Here is a 20,459-nt window from a genome sequence, read left to right on the forward strand (position 1 = left end):
GTCCATACATCAGGGGCAACATGACACCATCGGCCAGACTGTCAGCCGCCATTGAAATCCTTGACCGGCACCTTGCAGGCTCGCCCATCGAACGCGCGCTGACGAACTGGGGCAGGGCCAGCCGCTTTGCCGGATCGGGGGATCGGGCTGCGGTGCGCGATCTGGTGTTTGATGCCTTGCGGCGGCGGCGATCGGCGGCGGCGCGCGGGGGCGGGCTGACAGGCCGGGGCCTGGTCCTTGGCATTTGCCGCGAGGTTGGCCAGGAGTTGCTCTTTGACGGGGTCGGCCATGCCCCCCCGCCGCCAGGCAAAGCCGACACTGGCCATGAGCCGGATGCCGATGAATCCCTTGATGCGCCCGATTGGCTGCTGGGCGAGTTGCGGCAAAGCCTTGGGCCGGATTGCCCGGCTGTGCTGGCCGCAATGCGCCAGCGCGCGCCGGTCTTTGTCCGCGTGAACACCGGCAAGACTGACCTTTCCGGGGCCATCGCCGCCCTCGCCGCAGAGGGTATTGCGGCCCGGCCGCATCCGCTGGCGCAAACCGCGCTTGAGATCACCGAAAATGCCCGTCGCCTGCAAAACTCGGGCGCTTATCAGTCGGGGCTGGTGGAATTGCAGGACGCAGCCTCGCAGGCCGTGATCCTTGCCTTGCCGCTGACCGACGGAATGCGTGTTCTGGACCATTGTGCGGGGGGGGGTGGCAAGACACTTGCCATGGCCGCTCGCGCTCGGCTGGACCTGTTCGCCCATGACATCGCCCCGCGCCGCATGACCGATCTGCCACAGCGCGCCCGCCGCGCCGGGGTTGAGGTCAGCCTGACCGCCACGCCTGAGGCAGAAGCTCCGTTTGATCTGGTCCTTGTCGATGCCCCCTGTTCGGGATCTGGCAGCTGGCGGCGTGATCCAGAGGGCAAATGGGCTTTGACGCCGGACCGTCTGGCAACCTTGCTGAGCGAACAGGGCTCGATCCTGAAAAGAGCCGCGGCCATGGTCCGGCCCGGAGGATGGTTGGCATATGCCACCTGTTCGCTCTTGCGCAGCGAAAACACCCAGCAGCGTGAAACCTTCCTTGCAGCGCATCAGGGCTGGCAGCTTGAACAAGAGCTTGCGCTGACGCCATTGTCTGGAGGAGACGGGTTTTTTCTTGCAATCATGCGTCGATCCAATGACTGATCGTTGCAACCCCTGCGCGCATCACGACCTGAGCTAGGGTCGCGTTAAGCATCAATTAACCTTTTCGCTGCGAAGGTGGGGGCCGGCACGGGCAGCGGCGGGCGGGAATTTGGTCGGATCCGGAAGCAGAACGCTCTTTCGTCCAGATCGTTGGCCGTTTGCGGCAAGCCTTGCGTTTTCTGGCGTCGGGGCGGCTCTGTTGGGCAACTGGGCTGGTGGCTGGGTCGCACTTGGGTCCGTTGGGGGCTTCACCGGGCTGAGCCTTGGGATCCTCGGGTTGGTGCTGGCCGGCGTTGGGCTGTGGCACAAATCCGTATTGGCCATTGAACAGGGTCGGACCTTCCGGCTGGTCGCTGATGATGCTGCCGCATGTTTCTCGACCGACGCTGCGGGTCATGTGATATTGCGCAACCTCGCCGCGGAAACCCGGTTTGGCACTGACAGCCGCTCGATGATCGAGGCCCTGTCGAGCAACGTCCTCAACCCCGGGATGCTGCTCCTGCGGCTGCAGAACGAGGCCGAAACGGCGGGTGCGGCACGCCATGATGTGCCGACAAGAACCGGAACACTGCGGCTGGCGGTGCATCGCTCCGGCCCAGATCGCTATTTCTGGCGGATTGACGAATTCACCACATCAAGCGGCGACATGGGCGAACAGATCAGGGTGGACCGCCCCGCTGGCGATGCGGCAGGCGGCGATCTGGAAGATGTTCCCGTGGCGCTGATGACATTTGGCCCTGACGGTGTTCTGCGCAGCGCAAATCGGGTGGCACGCGATCTGATGCTGCAAGGCGAACTGCGGTCGATGCTGTTTCACGACCTCTTTGAAGGGCTGGGCCGGCCGGTATCGGACTGGCTGGCTGATGTCGTCGCGGGCCGCTTGCCCGGGGGAACCGAAGTGCTTCGCGCCCGCAAGGCAGACGAGGAAACCTTCCTTCAGGTCAGTCTGCATCGGTTCAACGACGGCGGGCGGATCTCGGTGCTGGCCGTGCTGAACGATGCCACGCGCCTGAAGACGCTGGAAGCGCAATTCGTCCAAAGCCAGAAGATGCAGGCAATTGGCCAGCTTGCCGGAGGAATTGCGCATGATTTCAATAACCTGCTGACAGCAATCTCGGGCCATTGCGAACTGCTTTTGCTGCGTCATGGCCGCGAAGACAGCGATTTCTCCGATCTGGAGCAGATCCGTCAGAATGCCAACCGGGCGGCATCACTGGTGGGGCAGCTTCTGGCCTTTTCGCGCAAGCAGACCCTGAAGCCGGAGCGGCTTGATCTGGAAGACGTGCTGTCGGATCTGACCCATCTGCTGAACCGGCTGGTGCTGGAACGGGTGGGTCTTAAACTGTCACATCTTGGTCAGAAGGCGGCACGCCCGCTGCTTCCGATCCGCGCCGACCGACGGCAGTTGGAACAGGTGCTGATGAACCTGGTGGTCAACGCCCGCGACGCGATGCCGAACGGCGGCAGCATCGAGATCGAGACGGAACCGCTTACCCTGGCAGAAGATCTGAAGCGTGACCGTGCCTCGGTGCCGGCAGGGGATTATTCGGTGATCCGGGTAAAGGATCAGGGCATCGGCATCACTGGAGAAAACCTTCATAAGATCTTCGAGCCGTTCTTTACCACCAAGCGCGTTGGCGAAGGCACCGGGCTCGGCCTGTCAATGGCTTACGGGATCGTCAAGCAGTCAGGCGGCTTCATCTTTGTGGATTCGGTGGCGGGCGCAGGGTCAACCTTCTCGATCTACTTCCCGGTCTTCAACGGCGAAGCGCCCAAACCGGCCGAGCCGGAAACCCGTCGCGCGTCGGCCCGGCAGGGCGAAGGGGTGGTGCTTCTGGTAGAGGATGAGGCACCGGTGCGCGCCTTTGCGGGCCGGGCGCTGCGCCTGCGCGGCTATACAGTGCTGGAGGCCGCAAGCGCCGAAGACGCGCTGGCGATCCTTGAGGATTCCACGCTGGAGGTTGATGTCTTCGTCACCGATGTCATCATGCCCGGCATGGACGGCCCGACTTGGGTGCGGCAGGCGTTGCAAGACCGCCCCAATGTCCGGGTTGTCTTCGTCTCGGGCTACGCCGAAGATGGAATGTCGGAAGATCAGGCCCGGATCCCGAATTCGGTCTTTCTGCCAAAACCGTTTTCCCTGAACGATCTGACAACGACCGTGCAGGGCCAGTTTCACTGATGCCGCAAAAGCCGCGCAACTTCGGGGGCGAAATAGGTCAGTATCCCGTCACAGCCGGCGCGCTTGAAGGCGATCAGGCTTTCCAGCATTGCCTTTTCACCGTCGATCCAGCCGTTCAGCGCCGCCCCCCGGATCATCGCGTATTCACCCGACACCTGATAGGCATAGGTCGGCGCCCCGAAGGCATCCTTCACCCGGCGGCAGATATCCAGATAGGGCATGCCGGGCTTGACCATCACCATGTCCGCCCCTTCCGACAGGTCACGCGCCACCAGTCGCAGCGCCTCGTCGCTGTTGGCCGGGTTCATCTGATAGGTCTTCTTGTCACCCTTCAACGCCCCCGACGCACCGACAGCATCCCGGAACGGCCCATAGAAGGCCGAGGCATATTTCGCCGCATAGCTGAGGATCGCCACATCCTTGTGGCCCGCCATTTCAAGCGCACTGCGCATCGCGCCGATCCGACCGTCCATCATGTCCGAGGGACCAAGGATATCGGCCCCCGCTTCAGCCTGGGCCAGGGTCATCCTGACCAGTGCCTCGATGGTTTCGTCGTTCAGGATGATGCCGTCCTGCACCAACCCGTCGTGGCCATGTGCGTTGTAGGGGTCAAGCGCGACATCCGTCATGACCGCAATCTCCGGCACCTGCGCCTTGATCGCGCGGATCGCCCGGTTTGCCAGATTTTCGGGGTTCCACGCCTCGCGGCAATCAGCGGTCTTCAGGGCCGGATCGGTATAGGGAAACAGGCAGATCGCCGGAATGCCCAGATCCCGCGCCATCGCGGCCGCTTCGACCACCAGTTCGGCCGAAAGCCGTTCCACCCCTGGCATCGAGGCGACAGGCTCGCGCACATTTACCCCGTCACGCACGAAGACCGGCCAGATCAGGTCGCCCACGGTCAGGCTGACCTCTTGGGTAAGCGCGCGCAAAGCCTCGCTGCGGCGCGTCCGGCGAAAGCGGCCTTGCGGAAAGGGGGCAAAAACGGGCTGCATGCGCACGCTCCTTGACTGGCATTGCAAGCGGGGGCTTGCGAGTTAGCTTCCTGCCTGCCATGGAATGTGACGCGCCTCAAGAGACCTCGCTCGCATCTGGGGCGGCAATGCGGGGCAACCAGAAAGGAAGACCCGAAAGGTGGACTTGTTCGACACGGTTTTCGAGGTGATCGACATGCGGTCCTTCTCCAATCTTTGGTACTGGATCGCGCTTGCGGTGCTTTGGTCCTCGACCAGCCATTGGGTGCTTGGCGTCCCGCATGACATGATCCAGCGTGGCCGGCGTGAAGGTGGACAAGCCCAGACCGATGTCGAAGACCTTGTCCGGATCAATTCTGGTCGGCTTCTGACCATGGTTGACAGGGGCGCCCCGGTGATTGTCGGCCTTGCCTGTTTCTGGCTTTCTGCCCTTGCCGTCCTGGGCTTCTACTACAAGATCGAGTTTGCCCAGGCGGTATTCATGCTTCTGGGACCGATGTCGGTTGTTGTGTGGCTGAGTGTGCGGACCTGCCGCAGGATCGCTGCCGGCGAGAATCTTGGGGAGCCGCTTTATCGCCGTCTGCTTGTTCACCGCAGGTGGACGCAAAGCATCGGGATGGTGGCGGTCTTTGTTACCGCGATGTATGGCATGTGGACCAACGTCAACATCTCCATCCTGAACTGATCCGGATCCTTCATGACCGCCGAACGCATCATACTGGGCGGCGCGCCCGAGGGCTTTGACGCCCTGCTTTTGTCCCGCGAACTGGCGCGGGGGCGGCCGGTTGTCCATATCGCCCGCGATGACAAGCGGGCCGAGGCGATGCGCGCGGCGCTGGCCGTGATGGCGCCGGATGTGCCAGTGCTTGATTTCCCGGCATGGGATTGCCTGCCCTATGACCGTGTCAGCCCCAACCCCGAGATTTCAGCAAGGCGCATGGCGACACTGGCGGTTCTGGCCGAAGGCCTTTCCGGATGCTACGTCCTCTTGACCACGCTCAACGCCGCGACACAGCGGATCCCCGCGCGGGACGTGGTGCGCGCGGCATCGTTCCGCGCCGTCGTGGGCGAAAGGGTGGATGAGGCGCGGCTGAAGGGGTTTCTGGCGCGGATGGGGTTTTCACCGGTCTCTACCGTGGCCGAACCGGGCGACTACGCGCTGCGCGGCGGGATCGTGGATATCTTCCCTCCCGGTCCCGGGGGGCCGATCCGGCTGGATTTCTTCGGAGACGTGCTGGACGGCGCGCGGCGGTTTGACCCGGAAACCCAGCGGACCATCGAAAAGCTGAAGCGGGTGGAGTTTTCGGCCGTCTCGGAAATCATCCTTGATGAAGGTTCGATTGCCCGGTTCCGCCAGAATTACCGGATCAGCTTTGGCGCTGCTGGCACGGACGATCCTCTGTATGAAGCGGTCAGCGCCGGCCGCAAGCATCAGGGGATGGAGCATTGGCTGCCGTTCTTCCATGCCGGGCTTGAAACGATCTTCGATTACTTGCCGGGTGCCAGCGTTGTGCTGGACGATCAGGTAACCCCGGCACGCCTGGCCCGGTGGGAGGCGATCGACGACGGCTATGACTCGCGCCACGAAGCAATGGGGGCCAAGGGGCGGATCGATACGGTCTACAAACCTGTGCCGCCCGGGGAGCTGTATCTGGACGACGCCGCATGGGAAAGTGCGGTAGCCGGGCATAGGGTGATCCAGCTTTCCCCCTTGCCGCAAAGCCCCGGGCCGGGGGTTCTGGACGCTGGCGCGCGGGCCGGACGCAGCTTCGCGCCAGAGCGCCAACAAGAGAAGATCAATCTTTTCCAGGCATTGGCGGAACATGTTCAGGTTCTGGCGCGCGACGGTCATGTGGTCGTCGCCTCATGGTCGGACGGCGCGCGCGAACGGCTGAAGGGGTTGCTGGCCGACAATGGGCTGACGGGGGCCAAGGACATTTCTGATTTCCGCGACCTGACCGAGGGGAAGGCCGGGGGCAAAGGCGGGCTATTCCAGATCGTCTGGCCGCTGGAGGCGGGATTTGTCGCCCCCGGTCTGGCGGTGATTTCCGAACAGGATGTGCTTGGCGACCGGCTGGTCGGCAAACCCCGGCGCAAGCGCAAGGCTGACAACTTTCTGCGCGAGGTGGACACGCTTTCCCCCGGTGATCTGGTGGTGCATGTCGAACACGGCGTGGGCCGCTATCTGGGGATCGAGACGATCACCGCCCTTGGCGCTCCGCATGCCTGCGTGATGCTGGAATATGCGGAAAATGCAAAACTCTACCTGCCTGTTGAAAATATCGAACTTCTTAGCCGCTATGGCCATGAGGAAGGGCTACTTGACCGGCTGGGCGGCGGGGCGTGGCAGGCCAAGAAGGCCAAGCTCAAGGAACGGATCAAGGAAATCGCCGACCGGCTGATGCGGATCGCTGCGGAACGCGCGCTGCGCCATGCGCCAATCCTTGAGGCGCCCCATTCGATCTGGGAGGCCTTCGCCGCCCGCTTCCCCTATCAGGAAACCGACGATCAGCTTTCAGCCATCGCCGATGTGGTGGCGGACCTTGAGAAGGGCAGCCCGATGGACCGCCTGATCGTCGGCGATGTGGGGTTCGGGAAGACCGAAGTGGCGATGCGGGCGGCGTTTGTGGCGGCCCTGTCCGGCATGCAGGTGGCTGTGATCTGCCCGACCACGCTGCTGGCGCGCCAGCACTACCGCAGCTTTGCTGAACGCTTTCGCGGATTTCCCATATCGGTCAGACCCTTGTCGCGCTTTGTTTCCGCAAAGGATGCCAATGCCACACGGGCGGCGATCAGCGACGGATCGGTCGATATCGTGGTCGGCACGCATGCGCTTCTGGCCAAGGGGATCAGCTTCAAGAACCTTGGGCTTCTGATCATCGACGAGGAGCAGCATTTCGGCGTAACGCACAAGGAACGGCTGAAGGAAATGCGGTCCGAGGTGCATGTGCTGACCCTGACCGCCACGCCAATTCCGCGCACGTTGCAACTGTCGCTGACCGGGGTGCGGGATCTGTCGATCATTGCCACGCCACCGGTGGACCGCTTGGCAATCCGCACCTACGTTTCCGAATTCGATACAATCACAGTCCGCGAAGCGCTTTTGCGCGAAAGGTTCCGCGGCGGGCAGTCCTTCTATGTGGTGCCGCGGATCGCCGATCTGCACGAGGTGGAAGAGTTCCTGAAAACCCATGTGCCAGAGGTGAGCTACGTCGTGGCGCACGGTCAATTGGCGGCGGGCGACCTCGATGACCGGATGAACCAGTTCTACGATGGCAAGCATGACGTACTGGTCGCAACGTCGATTGTTGAAAGTGGGCTGGATATTCCCACCGCAAACACCATGATTGTCCACCGATCGGATATGTTCGGCCTGAGCCAGCTTTACCAGATCCGTGGGCGGGTCGGCCGGTCAAAGACGCGCGCCTATTGTTACCTGACCACAAAACCCCGCGCGCCATTGACACCGCAGGCGACGAAGCGGCTGCGGCTTCTGGGCAGCCTCGACAGCCTTGGCGCAGGGTTCAACCTTGCCAGCCATGACCTTGATCTGCGCGGCGCGGGCAACCTTCTGGGCGAGGAACAATCCGGCCATATCCGCGAAGTCGGCTATGAGCTTTATCAGCAGATGCTGGAAGACACGATTGCCAAGATCAAATCGGGTGAATTGCAGGGCCTGACTACGGTCGATGACGGCTGGAGCCCGCAGTTGAACCTTGGGGTGCCGGTGATGATCCCGGAAAGCTACATCCCCGATCTGGACATTCGGCTTGGGCTATATCGGCGCCTGTCCAGCCTTGGGACCAAGGTGGAACTGGAAGGCTTCGCGGCAGAACTGATCGACAGGTTCGGGCCGCTGCCGAAGGAAGTGAACACTCTGATGCTGATCGTGCGGATCAAGGCGATGTGCAAGCGGGCAGGGATTTCCAAACTGGATGCCGGGCCGAAGGGCGCGACGATCCAGTTTCATAATGACAAGTTCGCCAACCCCGCCGGGCTGGTCGATTTCCTGAAGGCGCAAGGGCCGGCAGCGCGGGTCAACGGCAACAAGATCGTGCTGACCGGCGAGATGAAGACCGAGGCCGACCGGATCAAGGGCGCCTTCAACATCGCCCGCGATCTTGCGGAAGTGGTGAAGGCCGGGAAGAAGGCCTAAGCCGGGCGCAGACCGAAACGCATCAACGCAAGGGCTGCGGCCAGCAGCACGGAGACACCAGCCAGCAGCGGAAAAACGGTGCCATTGAAGGCAAGGCCCACCGGAATTGCCAGCAAGACCGATCCGACAGTTGCCAGACATGAGATGACCGACGCGGCAAGGCCGGCGATATGCCCCACCGGCTCCATCGCGAGGGCGTTGAGGTTGCCCATGGTCAGCCCCATCATGCTGAAAAGCCCGATCGACCATAAAAGATGCGCCGGAAAGGCAAGGAATTCAGGCATCTGACCAGTGGCGATGACCAGAAGGCACAGCAAGGTCAGCCCAAGCTGTGCGGCGAAAGTGACGGTGATCACCCGCCGCATGCCAAGCGTCATCACGATCCGGCTGTTCAACAGGCTGCCGGACATGGACCCGACAGCGATGAAGGCAAACCAGAGCGGGAAGGTTTCCGCCCGGTCAAAGCGGGCCTCGAAGATGCCGTGCATCGACGAAAGGGTGGCGAACAAGGCACCCAGCGTCAGCGCCTGCACCAGCGTGGAAATCACGATCACACGGTGTCGGCCAAGTTCCTTTGTCGCCAACCAGAGCGAGGCCACATGCAGGGGCCGGCGCGCTGTGGCGGGCAAGGTTTCCGGCTGGCGCAGGCCCAGCCACAGCATCGTGATCGCGGAAAAGGCGATATAGGCCAGAAAGATAGCGTGCCAGTCGGCAAGGGCGATGATGCCCTGACCCATCAAAGGGGCAATGGCCGGGATGATCGTGAAGATCATCATCACAAAGCTGAGGATCCGGGCCATCTCGCGCCCGCTGAACATATCGCGCACCATGGCGATGGATACGGTGCGCGGCGCGGCAGAGCCTATCCCCTGCACCACGCGCGCAGCCAGCAAGAGTTCAAGCGAAGGGGCAAAATAGCAGGCCAGCGCCGCCATGGCATAAACCGCCGATCCCAGCATGATCACGCGCTTGCGGCCGAAGGTGTCGGACAGCGGCCCGGCAAACAGCGTGCCGATCCCCATGCCAAGCACGAAGCTGGTGACCACCAGTTGCGCCGCATTCGGTGCCTCGGGCGACAGGGCGGCGGCGATGTCGGGCAGGGCTGGCAGCATCGCGTCAATAGAGATTGCGATGGTGGCAAAGAGCATCGCCACGATGGCAACAAACTCGGTCTGTGAGACTGTCTTCTGCGCGACGGGGTTTGCGGTCAATTGACCAGGCCTTCGGCGGGCGGCGTCAATTCGGCGATGACCTTTGTCCACAAATCAGGTGGCTGCGCGCCAGAAACAACATATTGTTGCGCAACCAGAAACGTCGGCACCGCCGTAACACCTTTCGCGCGGGCGTCGGCGTCGCGGGCGGCGATATCATCGGCGTCGGCGTCTGAATGCAGCAGCCGCAGCGTCGCGGCACGGTCCATGCCCGCTTCTCCTGCGATATCGGCAAGGGTATCCAGATCACCGATGTCGCGCCCCTCGGCCCAGTAGGCGCGCATCAGGCGGTCTACCACATCGGGCTGGCAGGCCTCGATCCCCGCCCAATGGATCAGGCGGTGGGCGTTCAGGGTATTGGGCATCCGCTGGGGGATGTCCGGGTCCATGTCCACCCCGGCCGCACGGGCCACTTCGCGCAACCGGTCATGGATCGCGTCCACCTTGGCGGGGCCGCCGAACTTGGCCTCCAGATAGGCGCGTTTCGGCATGCCTTCGGGCGGCAGATCGGGGTTCAGCTGAAACGGGTGCCATTGAATGGCGAAGGGGTGGACCGGGTGATCCATGATCGCGCGCTCAAGATTGGCCTTGCCGATGAAGCACCACGGGCAGACAGGGTCGGAAAAGATATCAAGGCGGATCATGGGTCTGGTCTCTGATATAGGGCGGCAACCGCGCGGCGGATCAGCTTGCCATTGGCGGTGCGGGGCAAGGTTTCAACCTGCTGGTAATGCCTTGGCTGCTTGTAGCGGGCAAGGGCAAGTTCGGCGCGCTGGCGCAGAGGTGCGGCGTCGATCCCGCACCCGGCTTCGTAGAAAAGCGCGATGATCCGGGTGCCGGGGGCGACCTCGACCTCGGTCGCCGCGCAGGCGGTCAGGCCGGGCAGGTCGTGAAACGCGGCCTCGATCTCCAGCGGAGAGGTGCGGAACCCGCCCGCGTTCATCAAGTCATCGCGGCGGCCCAGATGGGTGATCGCCCCGGTGGCAGACATCCGCACCATATCGCCGGTGCGAAACCACGGGCCTTCGGGGGCAGGTCGACCAAGATAGCCGCGCATGAAGCCCGGGTCGGCGGTGGAAACCGCAAGCTCGCCCGGCGTGTCGCGCGGCACCAGGTCGCCCGCATCGTCAAGGCAGGCGACAAGGCGGCCGGGCTGGACAAGTCCCGCCGTTCCAGCCGGCGCGGGACGACCCGGCGCGCCCGAGATATAGGTCGACAGTTCCGACATCCCCAGCGCCTCATGCACATCGGTGCCGGTCTGGCGTTGCCAGTCCACGCGCAGGGTGGTGGGCAGGGACTCACCCGCCGAAAGCGCGTGGCGAAGCTGGGGCAGGGTGGGCAGCCCTGCGCGCAGCATCTGGCGAAAGACGCCCGGAACGGCGGCAAAGATGGTGGCTTCGGCCCGGGCCAAAAGTGCTGGAAGGGCGGCGGTCGGCGTGTCCGGTGCCGGGATCAGCGCGGTTGCCCCCACCGTCCACGGGTCCAAGAGCCCGGCGCCAAGCGTATAGGTCCAGTTCAGCGCCCCGGCATGCAACAGCCGGTCGTCAGGCCCCAAAGCCTCCCACGCCACATGCATCGCGGCGCGCGCAAGGATGGCGCGGTGGGCATGCGACACCGCCTCGGGCTGGCCAGAGGAGCCAGAGGTAAAAACGACATAGGCCTCGCGCCCCGGATCACCCAAGTGGAAATCTGCCGGGGGCAGCTTGCCCCAGGCTACAGGATCAGGGGCAAGGCGTGGGGCAGGGTGGTCGGGCAGGGCCACGCCGGGATCGGCCACGATCAGCCTTGGGTCAACCCGCAGCGCCAGCCGCGTCACCTCGGCCACCGTGAGCGCGGCCGAAGTGGCCACCGGCACCAGCCCTGCCGCAATGGCCCCAAGAAAGACCACCGGAAAGCCCAATCCGTTTTGCAGCCGCATCAACACCCGGTCCCCCGGGCGCAACCCAAGCGCCAAAAGGGCTGTGGCCGCCCCCAGCACCTGCGCGGTAACCTCGCGGTAGGAAAACAGCGCGTCCCGGTCAGGATGCAGCATCACCAGCGCCGTCTTTTCCGGGCTGGACCGCCCACGCGCCAGCACATGACCGGCCAGATTGAACACGGGCGGCAGGGCCGGAAACGGGCGGGTGTCGATCAGGGATTGCATCCACATTGCCTAAGAAGCCCGCATCGCAGTTGCAAGGCCGGGTGTGCTGGACTATCGCAAAGCCATGCAGCCGACAGACCCCAAGACCATGATCCGTGTGGCCCGCGAGGCGGGCGGTGAGACGCATGTGGAGCCTTTGAACCTTGGCGACCGCGTGCGCGAGTTGCGCCGCAGCCGAGGATGGACGCTGGAAGAAGCTGCAAAACGCGCAGGGCTTGCCCGGTCCACCCTGTCAAAGATCGAGAACGGACAGATGAGCCCGACCTATGACGCGCTGAAAAAGCTGGCCGGGGGCTTGTCAATCTCGGTGCCGCAACTGTTCACACCACCATCGAAGGCGCAGATCAACGGGCGGATGGCTGTCACCAAGGCCGGAGAAGGGCAGGCGCAAGCCACCGTAACCTATGAACATGAGCTTCTGGCGGCGGGCCTTTTGAAAAAGCAGATGCTGCCCTACCGTGCCACGATCCGCGCCCGCAGTTTTGACGAATTCGCCGGCTGGGTGCGCCACAACGGCGAAGAATTCCTGTACGTCCTGACCGGTGTCGTCCGGCTTTATACCGAATTCTACGAACCGGTTGATCTGCGGCGGGGCGACAGTGCCTATTACGACGCCGCCATGGGCCACAACGTGATCAGCCTGTCCGACGATGACGCGACGATCCTGTGGGTCACGTCACTGGTCTGACGGGCGCCCCCCCCCCTCTGGCTCAGAACATGCTCTTTACCGTTTCAGCCCCGGCGGTGATGTCTTGCCCGACACCGCCAACCGTGTTGCAGGCCGACAAGGTCAGAAGTGCCAGTCCGATCAGTGCGAGTTTGCACATGCTCTTGCCTTTTCTTTTGTTCCCGGGGGTCATTCTTCATACCACCACAGCGCGGGAAGATAGGAATTTCCCCAGTCGCCGTAAAGCTGCACCGTCTCGGGGTGGCGCAATTCCTTGCGATGCACGATCAGGTTGCGGTCGGCAAACCAGAACGGCACGACATAGCGCCCGGCGGTCAGAAGCCGGTCAAGCGCCTGCGCGGCGGCGGTAAAGTCGTCCTGCCCCCCGGCTGAAAGCATGGCCCCGATCATCGCGTCAATCGCCGACGATTTCACACCCATCCAGTTGCGCGACCCTTCGGCTTCGGCCACGTCGGACCCCCAGTAAAGGAACTGTTCGTTGCCCGGCGAAAGCGACATGGTGCGGATCATGTAGGTCATGTCGAAATCGAAAGTATCGGTGCGGGTCTTCATCTGCGCGCTGTCCAGCATGGTGACCTTGGCGTCGATCCCGATGGCCTTCAGCGCTTCGACATAGATGGCCGAAATGGTCGCCGCCTCGTCCTGACCGATGGTCAGCAGGATTTCAAAGCTGAAGGGCGCGCCCTCGGCATTGCGCAGGATACCGTCAGCGGCCACGGTCCAGCCGGCGTCTTCCAAGAGGGCCATCGCGCGACGCAAGGCCGCGCGGTTGGCCGGAGTGCCGTCATTTTCCGGAAGCGCGTAGCCTTCGATCGTGCCAGGCAGAAGATCGGCGGCAAAGGGTTCCAGCAGGGCCAGAACCTTGCCCTCGGCCGGGGTGCCGGGGGTCATGGCAAACGGGCTGTTCGAGAAATACGAGGCAATGCGCGGGGCGGCACCACCCGTCACCGTCTGGTTGATGAAATCGAAGTTGAACATCTGGATCATCGCTTCGCGCACCCGCCAGTCGGCAAATTGCGCGCGGCGGGTGTTCATCACCAGCCCGATGATGCCTGACGGGCGGTCATGCGGCACCTCAAGCTTGACCATCTCGCCCGAGGTGATGGCCGGAAAGTCGTAGCGGCTGGCCCATTTGGCCAGATTATCCTCGCGGTAGGCGGTGATCGCACCGTTCTTGACCGATTCGAACACCGCGACCGGGTTGCCGAAATATTCGTATCGGATGGTATCAAAGTTCCACTGACCCTGATTGACCGGCAGGTCTTTGCCCCACCAATCGGGGTTGCGCCGATAGCTGATGTTCACGCCCGGATCGACCTTGTCGACAAGGTAAGGCCCGGACCCGGTCAGCCGGTCCAGCGAGGTCACATCGAACGCCTTGCCGTCGAAATCCGCCTTCTTCAGGATCGGGCGCAGGCCAAGGATCAACGGCAGTTCGCGGTCTTCGACGTTGAAGGTAAAGCGCAGGCTGCGTGGCCCCGTCGCCTCGGCGGTGGCGATCTTCTTCCAGGCCCCGTGATAGCGCGGGTGGCCCAGTGTACCCAAAGTCTCATACGACCACAGCACGTCTTCCACCGTAACCGGGCTGCCGTCAGAGAATCGGGCTGCCTCACGCAGGGTGAATTCGACGAAGGTCCGCCCGTCATCGGTGGTGATCGATTCGGCCAGAAGACCGTAAAGCGTGAATGGCTCGTTGAAACTGCGTGCCATCAGCGTCTCGAAGGTCAGGGGGGCAATGCCTTCCGCCGCCGAGCCGTTGGTGATGAAAGGGTTCAGCGTGTCATAGCTGCCATTGACCGCGAAAGTGATGCTGCCCCCCTTCGGCGCATCGGGGTTTGCCTGCGGCAGGGACACAAAATCCGGGGGCAAAGCCGGTTGGCCATACATAGCTATGCCATGCTGGGGCTCTGCGCCCGCGACGCCTGCCGCAAGGACAAGCGCTGCAGGTGCCACAAGGCGGCATAGACTTTGGCGAATTGCGCTGAACATCGTGGCGATCTTCCTGACTGCTGGCGGTGTGATTGACGGCCAGTCTAGGGCCGTCATCGTGCCATTTCAAACTTTTAGCTTGGCCATCGGCGGAGAGACGATTATACAAGTCCTACTGCTCGATAGGTTTCTTGCCTGTATGAAACCTGCCTCAAAGACTTAACGCCGGCTTCGTGCCGGCGTTTTTTTTATGCGCTGTGCAAAGCTTCCCCTTGGCCGCCGCACATGGCATTGTTTCGCAGATGCAGCATAAGGGGAAAGCCATGACACTGGCAGGCAAGCGGGCGATCATCACAGGGTCGAATTCGGGCATTGGGCTGGGCGTGGCCGAAGCACTGGCCGCCGCCGGGGCAGAGGTGGTGCTGAACAGCTTCACCGACCGGGCCGAAGATCATGACCTTGCCCGCGACCTTGGCGCGCGCCATGGCGTGACCGCACGCTACATCGCCGCCGACATGTCGAAGGGCAGCGATTGCCGGGCGCTGATCGAACAGGCGGGCGGCTGCGACATTCTGGTGAACAACGCAGGCATCCAGTTCGTGGCCCCGGTGGATGAATTCCCGGTCGACAAATGGGATGCGATCATCGCGATCAACCTGACATCGGCCTTTCACACCACGGCAGCCGCCTTGCCGGGGATGCGGGCCAAGGGCTGGGGGCGGGTGGTCAACGTGGCCTCCGCGCATGGGCTTACCGCAAGCCCCTACAAAAGCGCCTATGTCGCGGCCAAACATGGGGTTGTCGGGCTGACCAAGACCGTGGCCCTTGAATGTGCGGGGCAGGGTATCACCGCCAACGCGATCTGTCCGGGCTATGTGCTGACCCCCTTGGTCGAGGCGCAGATCCCCGACCAGATGAAGGCCCACAAGATGGACCGGGAAACGGTGATCCGCGAGGTGATGCTGCTGCGCCAGCCCTCGCGTCAGTTTGCAACCGTCGAACAGGTTGGTGGGACGGCGGTTTACCTTTGTTCGGCGGCGGCCGATCAGGTGACCGGAACCACGATTTCCATTGATGGCGGATGGACGGCCCTGTGACGCCCGCGCCGCAGCCCCCGGCAAAGCGGCGGGTCAATCTGGCACTTCAGGGCGGCGGCGCGCATGGCGCCTTCACCTGGGGTGTGCTTGACCGTCTGCTTGAGGAAGATGATCTGGAAATCACCGCGATTTCCGGCACCTCTGCGGGTGCGCTGAACGGGGCGGCGCTGAAGGCCGGGCTGATTGCCGGCGGGCGCGGGGCTGCGCGCAAACGGCTTGACCGGCTTTGGCATCGGGTTGGCGAGATCGGCGATTTTCGCATGATCCCATGGCTGCAACCCTTTCTGCCCGCCATGCGATTCTGGCAAGGCGCGTCCGAGGCCTTGCTGCCCGTTTCGCCCCAAGGTCTGGCTGCGCAGTTCTATTCGCCCTATGCGTGGGGGGACAGCTGGCAAAACCCGTTGGAGCCTGTGGTCCGTGATCTGGACTTTGCCCGGGTCTGCGCCGGGGAAGGCCCGCGCCTTTTTGTCAGTGCCACCAATGTCCGCACCGGCAAGATCAAGGTGTTTTCCGGCACCGCCATCACGCCCGAGGCGCTGATGGCCTCGGCCTGTCTGCCCACGGTGTTTCAGGCGGTCACGATTGATGGCGAAAGCTATTGGGACGGCGGCTATGCCGGAAACCCGGCCCTGTTCCCGCTTTACGAACCGGACTTGCCGGAAGATGTGCTGATCGTGTCGATCAACCCGATGCGGCGCGACCAAGTGCCGGAGACCCCGCTGGATATCCAGAACCGGATCAACGAGATCAGCTTCAACGCAAGCCTGCTCAGCGAACTTCGCGCCGTGAACTTCGTGCGCCGTCTGATTGCCGAAGGTCGGATGGAAAAGGGCAAGATGAAGGAGGTGCGACTTCACATGATCGCCGATGACGGGTTGATGAACAACCTGTCGGCCAACAGCAAGACCGCCCCCAACCCACAGCTTCTGGACCGATTGAAGACGGCAGGCCGCGCGGCGGCGGACCGCTTTCTTGCCACCGACGCCTGCCACATCGGGGCCGAGCCGGGGGTGAACCTGCCGGGTCTGTTGGGTCAGGGATAGATAAAGGCCGGGTCAGGCCAGATCGGTGTCAGGCTGGCTCTTTCGGCAAGGGATAGACCAGCCCGCCCGACACGATCAGCTTGGCGGCATCGTCAATCTTCATGTCAAGGATCACCAGATCCTTGGTCGGCACGAACAGCAACATCCCCGATGTGAACGGCGTCAGCCCCACGAACACGGCGGAAAAATCCGGGCCAAGCGCGGCAAGCCGCTGCGCCAGTTCACCCTTTGGTCGGGTCGACAGGAAGCCAAGGGCAAAAGACCCTTCGCGCGGAAACTCCAACAGGCAGACCTGATCGAAACTTTGTTCCTTCTTGTTGAAGAAGGTTTCCGCCACCTGCTTGATCGCGCCATAGAGTGACCGGATGATCGGCATCCGGTCCACCTTGTCTTCGCTCCAGCGGATGATGGACCGTCCGAACAGACCCTTGGCCATCCAGCCGATGAAGACGGTAAAGACCAGAAAGACCAGCACGCCCAGCCCCCGCACCGGAAAGTTCGCGTCCGGGCCGATGTAATGGGCGACCAGCGCGTCGGGCTGGTAGGCGGCAGGGATCAGCGGCAGGATCCAGGCATCGATCCAGCCGATCAGGGTCCAGACGAAATAGGCCGTCAGGCCGATCGGCAACACCACCACCAGACCGGTCAGAAAACTGCCGCGCAAGCTGGCAAGGATGCTGCGGCGGCGGGAAGTCTGCGGGTCTGACATCAAGGCTCCAGCGGGGCAGGAGGGGCGCGCAGCCCCAATCTATGAGCCCCTTGGCCCCTTGCCAATGGCCAGCAATCAGCTTTCGGCGCGCTGCCGGGCGATTTCGGCAGCGATGCCCGTCGCCAGCCGCGCATTGTTCAGCACCAGCCCGATATTGGACCGCAGCGACCGGCCCTCGGTCAGTTCGAAGATGCGCTGCAAAAGGAAGGGCGTCACCGCCTTGGCCGCGATGCCCTGGGCCGTAGCCTCGGCCAGCGCGGCCTCGATATGGGGCATGATTTCGGCCCGGGGGAGTTCATCGGCCAAGGGGATCGGGTTGGCCACCAATTGCCCACCCGGCAGACCAAGCCGTGCGCGCAGGATATGCGCGGCGGCGATGTCGGCGGGCTGGTCCATCCGCAAAGGCGCCTTCAGGCCCGAGGACCGCGACCAGAAGGCGGGAAATTCATCCTGGCCATAGGCGATGACCGGCACGCCCAGCGTTTCAAGGTATTCCAGCGTCTTCGGCAGATCGAGAATCGCTTTCGCCCCCGCCGCCACCACCGTCACCGCCGTTTCCGCCAGTTCCCGCAGGTCAGCCGAGATGTCAAAGCTGGTCTCTGCCCCGCGATGCACGCCACCAATGCCGCCGGTGGCAAATACCTCGATCCCCGCAAGCTGCGCGCAGATCATTGTGGCGGCAACCGTGGTTGCCCCGGTGCCGCCCTTGGCCAGACAGGCCGCCAGATCGGCGCGCGACAGTTTGGCCACGTTGGTCGCCTGCCCAAGCGCCTGCAAGGCGGCTTCGGTCAGGCCGACATGAATCTGGTGGTCCATGATGGCGATGGTTGCCGGAGCCGCGCCATGCGCCCTGACCTCGGCCTCTACCCGAGCGGCTGTTTCCACATTCTGCGGAAATGGCATGCCGTGGGTGATGATTGTGCTTTCAAGGGCCACAATCGGGGTGCCGTTGCGCCGCGCCTCGGCCACCTCGGGTGACAGGATTAGGGGGAAGGTCATGCGCCGATCTCTCCTGAAACATAGCTTGCGGCCGCGCGCAGGGCGGCATCCAGCGCGACCATCCGGTCAGCCCCTCGTGTCTCTGCCACGATGTGCGCGGCCATGAATGTATCGCCCGCGCCTGTCACACGGGTTACAAGAACCGGAGGCGGAGCATCCTCGATCACCCCGCCGCCGCGCTGGCCTTCGGCAGACAAAGCCCCGCCATCGGTCACCAGAACCCGGCTGGCACCGCGCGCCAAGAGCGCCTCGGCGGCCTCGGGGGCGGTGGTGCAGTTGGACTTGGCAAGGATATTGGCCTCTTCAAGGTTCACATAGAGCGTTGCTGTCGGATGGGCCAGCAGCGGCAGCAGCCGCTCCGCCTTGCCGGGCGAGGCCGGGGCGACCCGCAGATCGGCGGCGGCAAACAGCGGCGAAATGGCAATGTCCGAGAGCAGCGCCTCGGTCAGGTTGCCGTCAAGCGCGATCAGGCCGGGCCATGGGGTATGCGCGCACCCAAGCCGCCCGTCTTCAAGCGGCCGCAGGATCTTGTCACCCGCCGCTTCAAGCGAATGGGCGTCAGCCACGGCGGCAATCAGCCCGTTGGCACCCTCTATGGCCATGTAGCGGTCTGTCGGCAGATCATCGGACCGGTAGATATGACCAGTCAAAAGCCCCATCCGGTCACAGGCGGCAACGAGTTCGTCACCCTCCGCATCCCGGCCGATCGCGGTCAGCAGGGCAGGGCTCAGACCGAAACGGCGCAGGGTCATGGCGATGTTCATCGCCACACCGCCCGGTAGCCGGGTGATCCGGCCCGGCACATCGGACCCAAGCCGCATCGCCGTCGGGCTGCGACCGATGATGTCCCAAAGGATCGAACCGATGCAAAGGATGTCAGGAGGAGCGGACATGCCTGCCTTCTGCCGCGAATTGGCGGGGCGGGCAAGCCGCTATCCGAGGCTTTGTGACGTCAGCAGGTGGCCTTGGCGCGGGTGCCTGCCCGGGTGGCAAGGTCTGGAGGGCAAATGAACTCACCGGCCAACCTACTGCGCCGTTCAGCAGGTTTCTTGAATGTGAAAGAACGTGCTAAACTGCAAGCTGCGGTCGCCGGTGTCTGCCCCCTTTGCGAACCCGTTCTGATTTTTTTTGCGACCCGTCCGCAGGTCTGCCACCCCCGTCGTCATGGATTGGCCAACCCTGCAATTTCGGGGATATCGCCATGCAAAGACTGGAACAATTGCTTGCAGCCCGGACGCCATGGCTGACGGACGGCGGACTGGAGACGACAATGATCTTCAACGAAGGGCAGGAGTTGCCCAGTTTCGCGGCATTTACCTTGCTGGACAGCGAAACCGGTCGCGACGCCCTGACCCGCTATTTCCATGTCTATGCGGCGCTTGCACGGAACGCGGACACCGGGTTGGTGCTGGATACGCCGACCTGGCGCGCTGGCACCTCCTGGGGCGCGGTAATGGGCCTTGATGGGACCGCGATCCGGCGGATCAATGCCGAGGCGGCGGCATTTTGCGCAGGCTTCCGGGCCGGGGCAGAGGCGGAGGGGATGCCGGTCCTGCTGAACGGCGTGCTTGGCCCTTCGGGTGACGGCTACGCGCTGGAGCGCACGCTGACCGGGGACGAAGCCAATGCCTGCCACAGGGTACAGGTCGAGGCTTTGGCAGAAGCCGGAGTAGAATTGATCACCGCCGCCACCATGACCCATTCCGGCGAAGCAATCGGCGTGGTGCGGGCGGCACAAGCCGCAGGGGTGCCAGTGGCAGTATCCTTCACGGTTGAGACGGATGGCAGGCTGCCCTCGCGCGAAACGCTGTCGCAAGCGATTGCCACGACAGATGCCGCGACGGACGGCGCGCCGGTCTACTATATGGTCAACTGCGCGCATCCCACCCATTTCAGCGGCGTGCTGGAGGGGAGCTGGGTGTCGCGGATCGGCGGTATCAGGGCCAACGCGTCGCGCATGAGCCATGCCGAGCTTGACGAGTCCACCGAACTGGACGCGGGCGACCCTGACGAGTTTGGCCAGCTATACCGAGACCTCGGGGCGCTTTTGCCGAACCTCAGGGTCATCGGCGGCTGTTGCGGGTCGGATCACCGCCATGTCGGGGCGGCGTCAGGTCATTTCCACCGGCATCACACGCGGTAATCGGTTCATCCAG

The 20,459-nt window shown here is 63.4% G+C and carries 16 protein-coding genes; 8 read left to right on the top strand and 8 right to left on the bottom strand.

Features of this window, described 5'->3' with window-relative positions:
* Positions 1-20: 20 nt before the first annotated feature.
* A complete protein-coding gene (locus QUV21_RS03675) occupies positions 21-1,172 on the top strand; it encodes an RsmB/NOP family class I SAM-dependent RNA methyltransferase (RefSeq protein WP_300853187.1) in 1,152 nt (383 codons plus the stop codon).
* A 199-nt stretch (positions 1,173-1,371) separates the two neighbouring features.
* Complete coding sequence (locus QUV21_RS03680) at positions 1,372-3,354, top strand: ATP-binding protein (RefSeq protein ID WP_300853188.1); 1,983 nt, start codon at positions 1,372-1,374, stop codon at positions 3,352-3,354.
* On the opposite strand, the gene hemB is transcribed toward QUV21_RS03680, so the two are convergent.
* Positions 3,348-4,349: a porphobilinogen synthase gene (hemB, locus tag QUV21_RS03685; RefSeq protein ID WP_300853190.1), complete on the bottom strand. Its 1,002-nt coding sequence runs from the start codon at positions 4,347-4,349 to the stop codon at positions 3,348-3,350. The two genes, QUV21_RS03680 and hemB, sit on opposite strands and share 7 nt — an antisense overlap.
* Before the next feature lie 139 nt (positions 4,350-4,488).
* Here hemB and QUV21_RS03690 point away from each other — a divergent pair, with 139 nt between their 5' ends.
* Together QUV21_RS03690 and mfd are read left to right on the top strand one after the other, a co-directional pair.
* Complete coding sequence (locus tag QUV21_RS03690; RefSeq protein WP_300853191.1) at positions 4,489-5,013, top strand: component of SufBCD complex; 525 nt, start codon at positions 4,489-4,491, stop codon at positions 5,011-5,013.
* A 12-nt stretch (positions 5,014-5,025) separates the two neighbouring features.
* Positions 5,026-8,484 carry a transcription-repair coupling factor gene (mfd, locus tag QUV21_RS03695; RefSeq protein ID WP_300853193.1) on the top strand — a complete coding sequence of 1,153 codons (3,459 nt, stop codon included), beginning with the start codon at positions 5,026-5,028 and terminating at the stop codon, positions 8,482-8,484.
* On the opposite strand, the gene QUV21_RS03700 is transcribed toward mfd, so the two are convergent.
* The 3 genes from QUV21_RS03700 to QUV21_RS03710 are packed head-to-tail and all read right to left on the bottom strand — an operon-like array spanning position 8,481 to position 11,838.
* Entirely contained in the window at positions 8,481-9,632 is a 1,152-nt protein-coding gene (locus QUV21_RS03700) for an MFS transporter (RefSeq protein ID WP_300853486.1), read from the bottom strand. The genes mfd and QUV21_RS03700 overlap by 4 nt on opposite strands.
* 59 nt (positions 9,633-9,691) lie before the next feature.
* Positions 9,692-10,339, bottom strand: coding sequence for a DsbA family oxidoreductase (locus QUV21_RS03705; RefSeq protein ID WP_300853194.1), 648 nt, complete (start codon positions 10,337-10,339; stop codon positions 9,692-9,694).
* Complete coding sequence (locus QUV21_RS03710) at positions 10,336-11,838, bottom strand: class I adenylate-forming enzyme family protein (RefSeq protein ID WP_300853196.1); 1,503 nt, start codon at positions 11,836-11,838, stop codon at positions 10,336-10,338. The genes QUV21_RS03705 and QUV21_RS03710 overlap by 4 nt, the downstream gene beginning before the upstream one ends.
* A 64-nt stretch (positions 11,839-11,902) precedes the next feature.
* Between QUV21_RS03710 and QUV21_RS03715 the strand changes: the two genes are divergently transcribed.
* Positions 11,903-12,526 carry an XRE family transcriptional regulator gene (locus QUV21_RS03715; protein ID WP_300853198.1) on the top strand — a complete coding sequence of 208 codons (624 nt, stop codon included), beginning with the start codon at positions 11,903-11,905 and terminating at the stop codon, positions 12,524-12,526.
* Positions 12,527-12,694: 168 nt separating this feature from the next.
* Here the strand turns inward: QUV21_RS03715 and QUV21_RS03720 are convergent, their stop codons facing one another.
* On the bottom strand, positions 12,695-14,413 hold the full coding sequence (locus tag QUV21_RS03720; RefSeq protein ID WP_300853200.1) for an extracellular solute-binding protein: 1,719 nt from the start codon (positions 14,411-14,413) through the stop codon (positions 12,695-12,697).
* A 365-nt stretch (positions 14,414-14,778) separates the two neighbouring features.
* Between QUV21_RS03720 and QUV21_RS03725 the strand changes: the two genes are divergently transcribed.
* Positions 14,779-15,552: a 3-hydroxybutyrate dehydrogenase gene (locus tag QUV21_RS03725; RefSeq protein WP_300853202.1), complete on the top strand. Its 774-nt coding sequence runs from the start codon at positions 14,779-14,781 to the stop codon at positions 15,550-15,552.
* A complete protein-coding gene (locus QUV21_RS03730; protein ID WP_300853203.1) occupies positions 15,537-16,595 on the top strand; it encodes a patatin-like phospholipase family protein in 1,059 nt (352 codons plus the stop codon). Before QUV21_RS03725 ends, QUV21_RS03730 begins: the two co-directional genes overlap by 16 nt.
* Positions 16,596-16,623: 28 nt before the next feature.
* Here QUV21_RS03730 and QUV21_RS03735 read toward each other — a convergent pair whose 3' ends face one another.
* From QUV21_RS03735 to QUV21_RS03745, 3 genes are all read right to left on the bottom strand, one after another.
* Complete coding sequence (locus QUV21_RS03735) at positions 16,624-17,304, bottom strand: DUF502 domain-containing protein (protein WP_300853204.1); 681 nt, start codon at positions 17,302-17,304, stop codon at positions 16,624-16,626.
* A 75-nt stretch (positions 17,305-17,379) separates the two neighbouring features.
* Positions 17,380-18,303 (bottom strand): pseudouridine-5'-phosphate glycosidase, encoded by a 924-nt coding sequence (locus tag QUV21_RS03740; RefSeq protein ID WP_300853205.1) that lies wholly within the window; start codon positions 18,301-18,303, stop codon positions 17,380-17,382.
* On the bottom strand, positions 18,300-19,196 hold the full coding sequence (locus QUV21_RS03745; RefSeq protein ID WP_300853206.1) for a PfkB family carbohydrate kinase: 897 nt from the start codon (positions 19,194-19,196) through the stop codon (positions 18,300-18,302). The genes QUV21_RS03740 and QUV21_RS03745 overlap by 4 nt, the downstream gene beginning before the upstream one ends.
* Before the next feature lie 308 nt (positions 19,197-19,504).
* On the opposite strand from QUV21_RS03745, the gene QUV21_RS03750 reads away from it, so the two are divergent.
* Complete coding sequence (locus tag QUV21_RS03750) at positions 19,505-20,446, top strand: homocysteine S-methyltransferase family protein (RefSeq protein WP_300853207.1); 942 nt, start codon at positions 19,505-19,507, stop codon at positions 20,444-20,446.
* Positions 20,447-20,459: the final 13 nt, after the last annotated feature.

This window comes from Tabrizicola sp. (assembly GCF_030373185.1).
Classification (GTDB): domain Bacteria; phylum Pseudomonadota; class Alphaproteobacteria; order Rhodobacterales; family Rhodobacteraceae; genus Tabrizicola.

What these genes read in the sequence shown, in the direction of transcription:
- QUV21_RS03725 (WP_300853202.1), top strand. Translation starts at nt 14,779, where the DNA reads ATGACACTGGCAGGCAAGCGGGCGATCATCACAGGGTCGAATTCGGGC.
- mfd (WP_300853193.1), top strand. Translation starts at nt 5,026, where the DNA reads ATGACCGCCGAACGCATCATACTGGGCGGCGCGCCCGAGGGCTTTGAC.
- hemB (WP_300853190.1), bottom strand. Translation starts at nt 4,349, where the DNA reads ATGCAGCCCGTTTTTGCCCCCTTTCCGCAAGGCCGCTTTCGCCGGACG.
- QUV21_RS03745 (WP_300853206.1), bottom strand. Translation starts at nt 19,196, where the DNA reads ATGTCCGCTCCTCCTGACATCCTTTGCATCGGTTCGATCCTTTGGGAC.
- QUV21_RS03750 (WP_300853207.1), top strand. Translation starts at nt 19,505, where the DNA reads ATGCAAAGACTGGAACAATTGCTTGCAGCCCGGACGCCATGGCTGACG.
- QUV21_RS03740 (WP_300853205.1), bottom strand. Translation starts at nt 18,303, where the DNA reads ATGACCTTCCCCCTAATCCTGTCACCCGAGGTGGCCGAGGCGCGGCGC.
- QUV21_RS03675 (WP_300853187.1), top strand. Translation starts at nt 21, where the DNA reads ATGACACCATCGGCCAGACTGTCAGCCGCCATTGAAATCCTTGACCGG.
- QUV21_RS03700 (WP_300853486.1), bottom strand. Translation starts at nt 9,632, where the DNA reads ATGCTCTTTGCCACCATCGCAATCTCTATTGACGCGATGCTGCCAGCC.
- QUV21_RS03705 (WP_300853194.1), bottom strand. Translation starts at nt 10,339, where the DNA reads ATGATCCGCCTTGATATCTTTTCCGACCCTGTCTGCCCGTGGTGCTTC.
- QUV21_RS03735 (WP_300853204.1), bottom strand. Translation starts at nt 17,304, where the DNA reads ATGTCAGACCCGCAGACTTCCCGCCGCCGCAGCATCCTTGCCAGCTTG.
- QUV21_RS03730 (WP_300853203.1), top strand. Translation starts at nt 15,537, where the DNA reads ATGGACGGCCCTGTGACGCCCGCGCCGCAGCCCCCGGCAAAGCGGCGG.
- QUV21_RS03715 (WP_300853198.1), top strand. Translation starts at nt 11,903, where the DNA reads ATGCAGCCGACAGACCCCAAGACCATGATCCGTGTGGCCCGCGAGGCG.
- QUV21_RS03720 (WP_300853200.1), bottom strand. Translation starts at nt 14,413, where the DNA reads ATGTATGGCCAACCGGCTTTGCCCCCGGATTTTGTGTCCCTGCCGCAG.
- QUV21_RS03710 (WP_300853196.1), bottom strand. Translation starts at nt 11,838, where the DNA reads ATGCAATCCCTGATCGACACCCGCCCGTTTCCGGCCCTGCCGCCCGTG.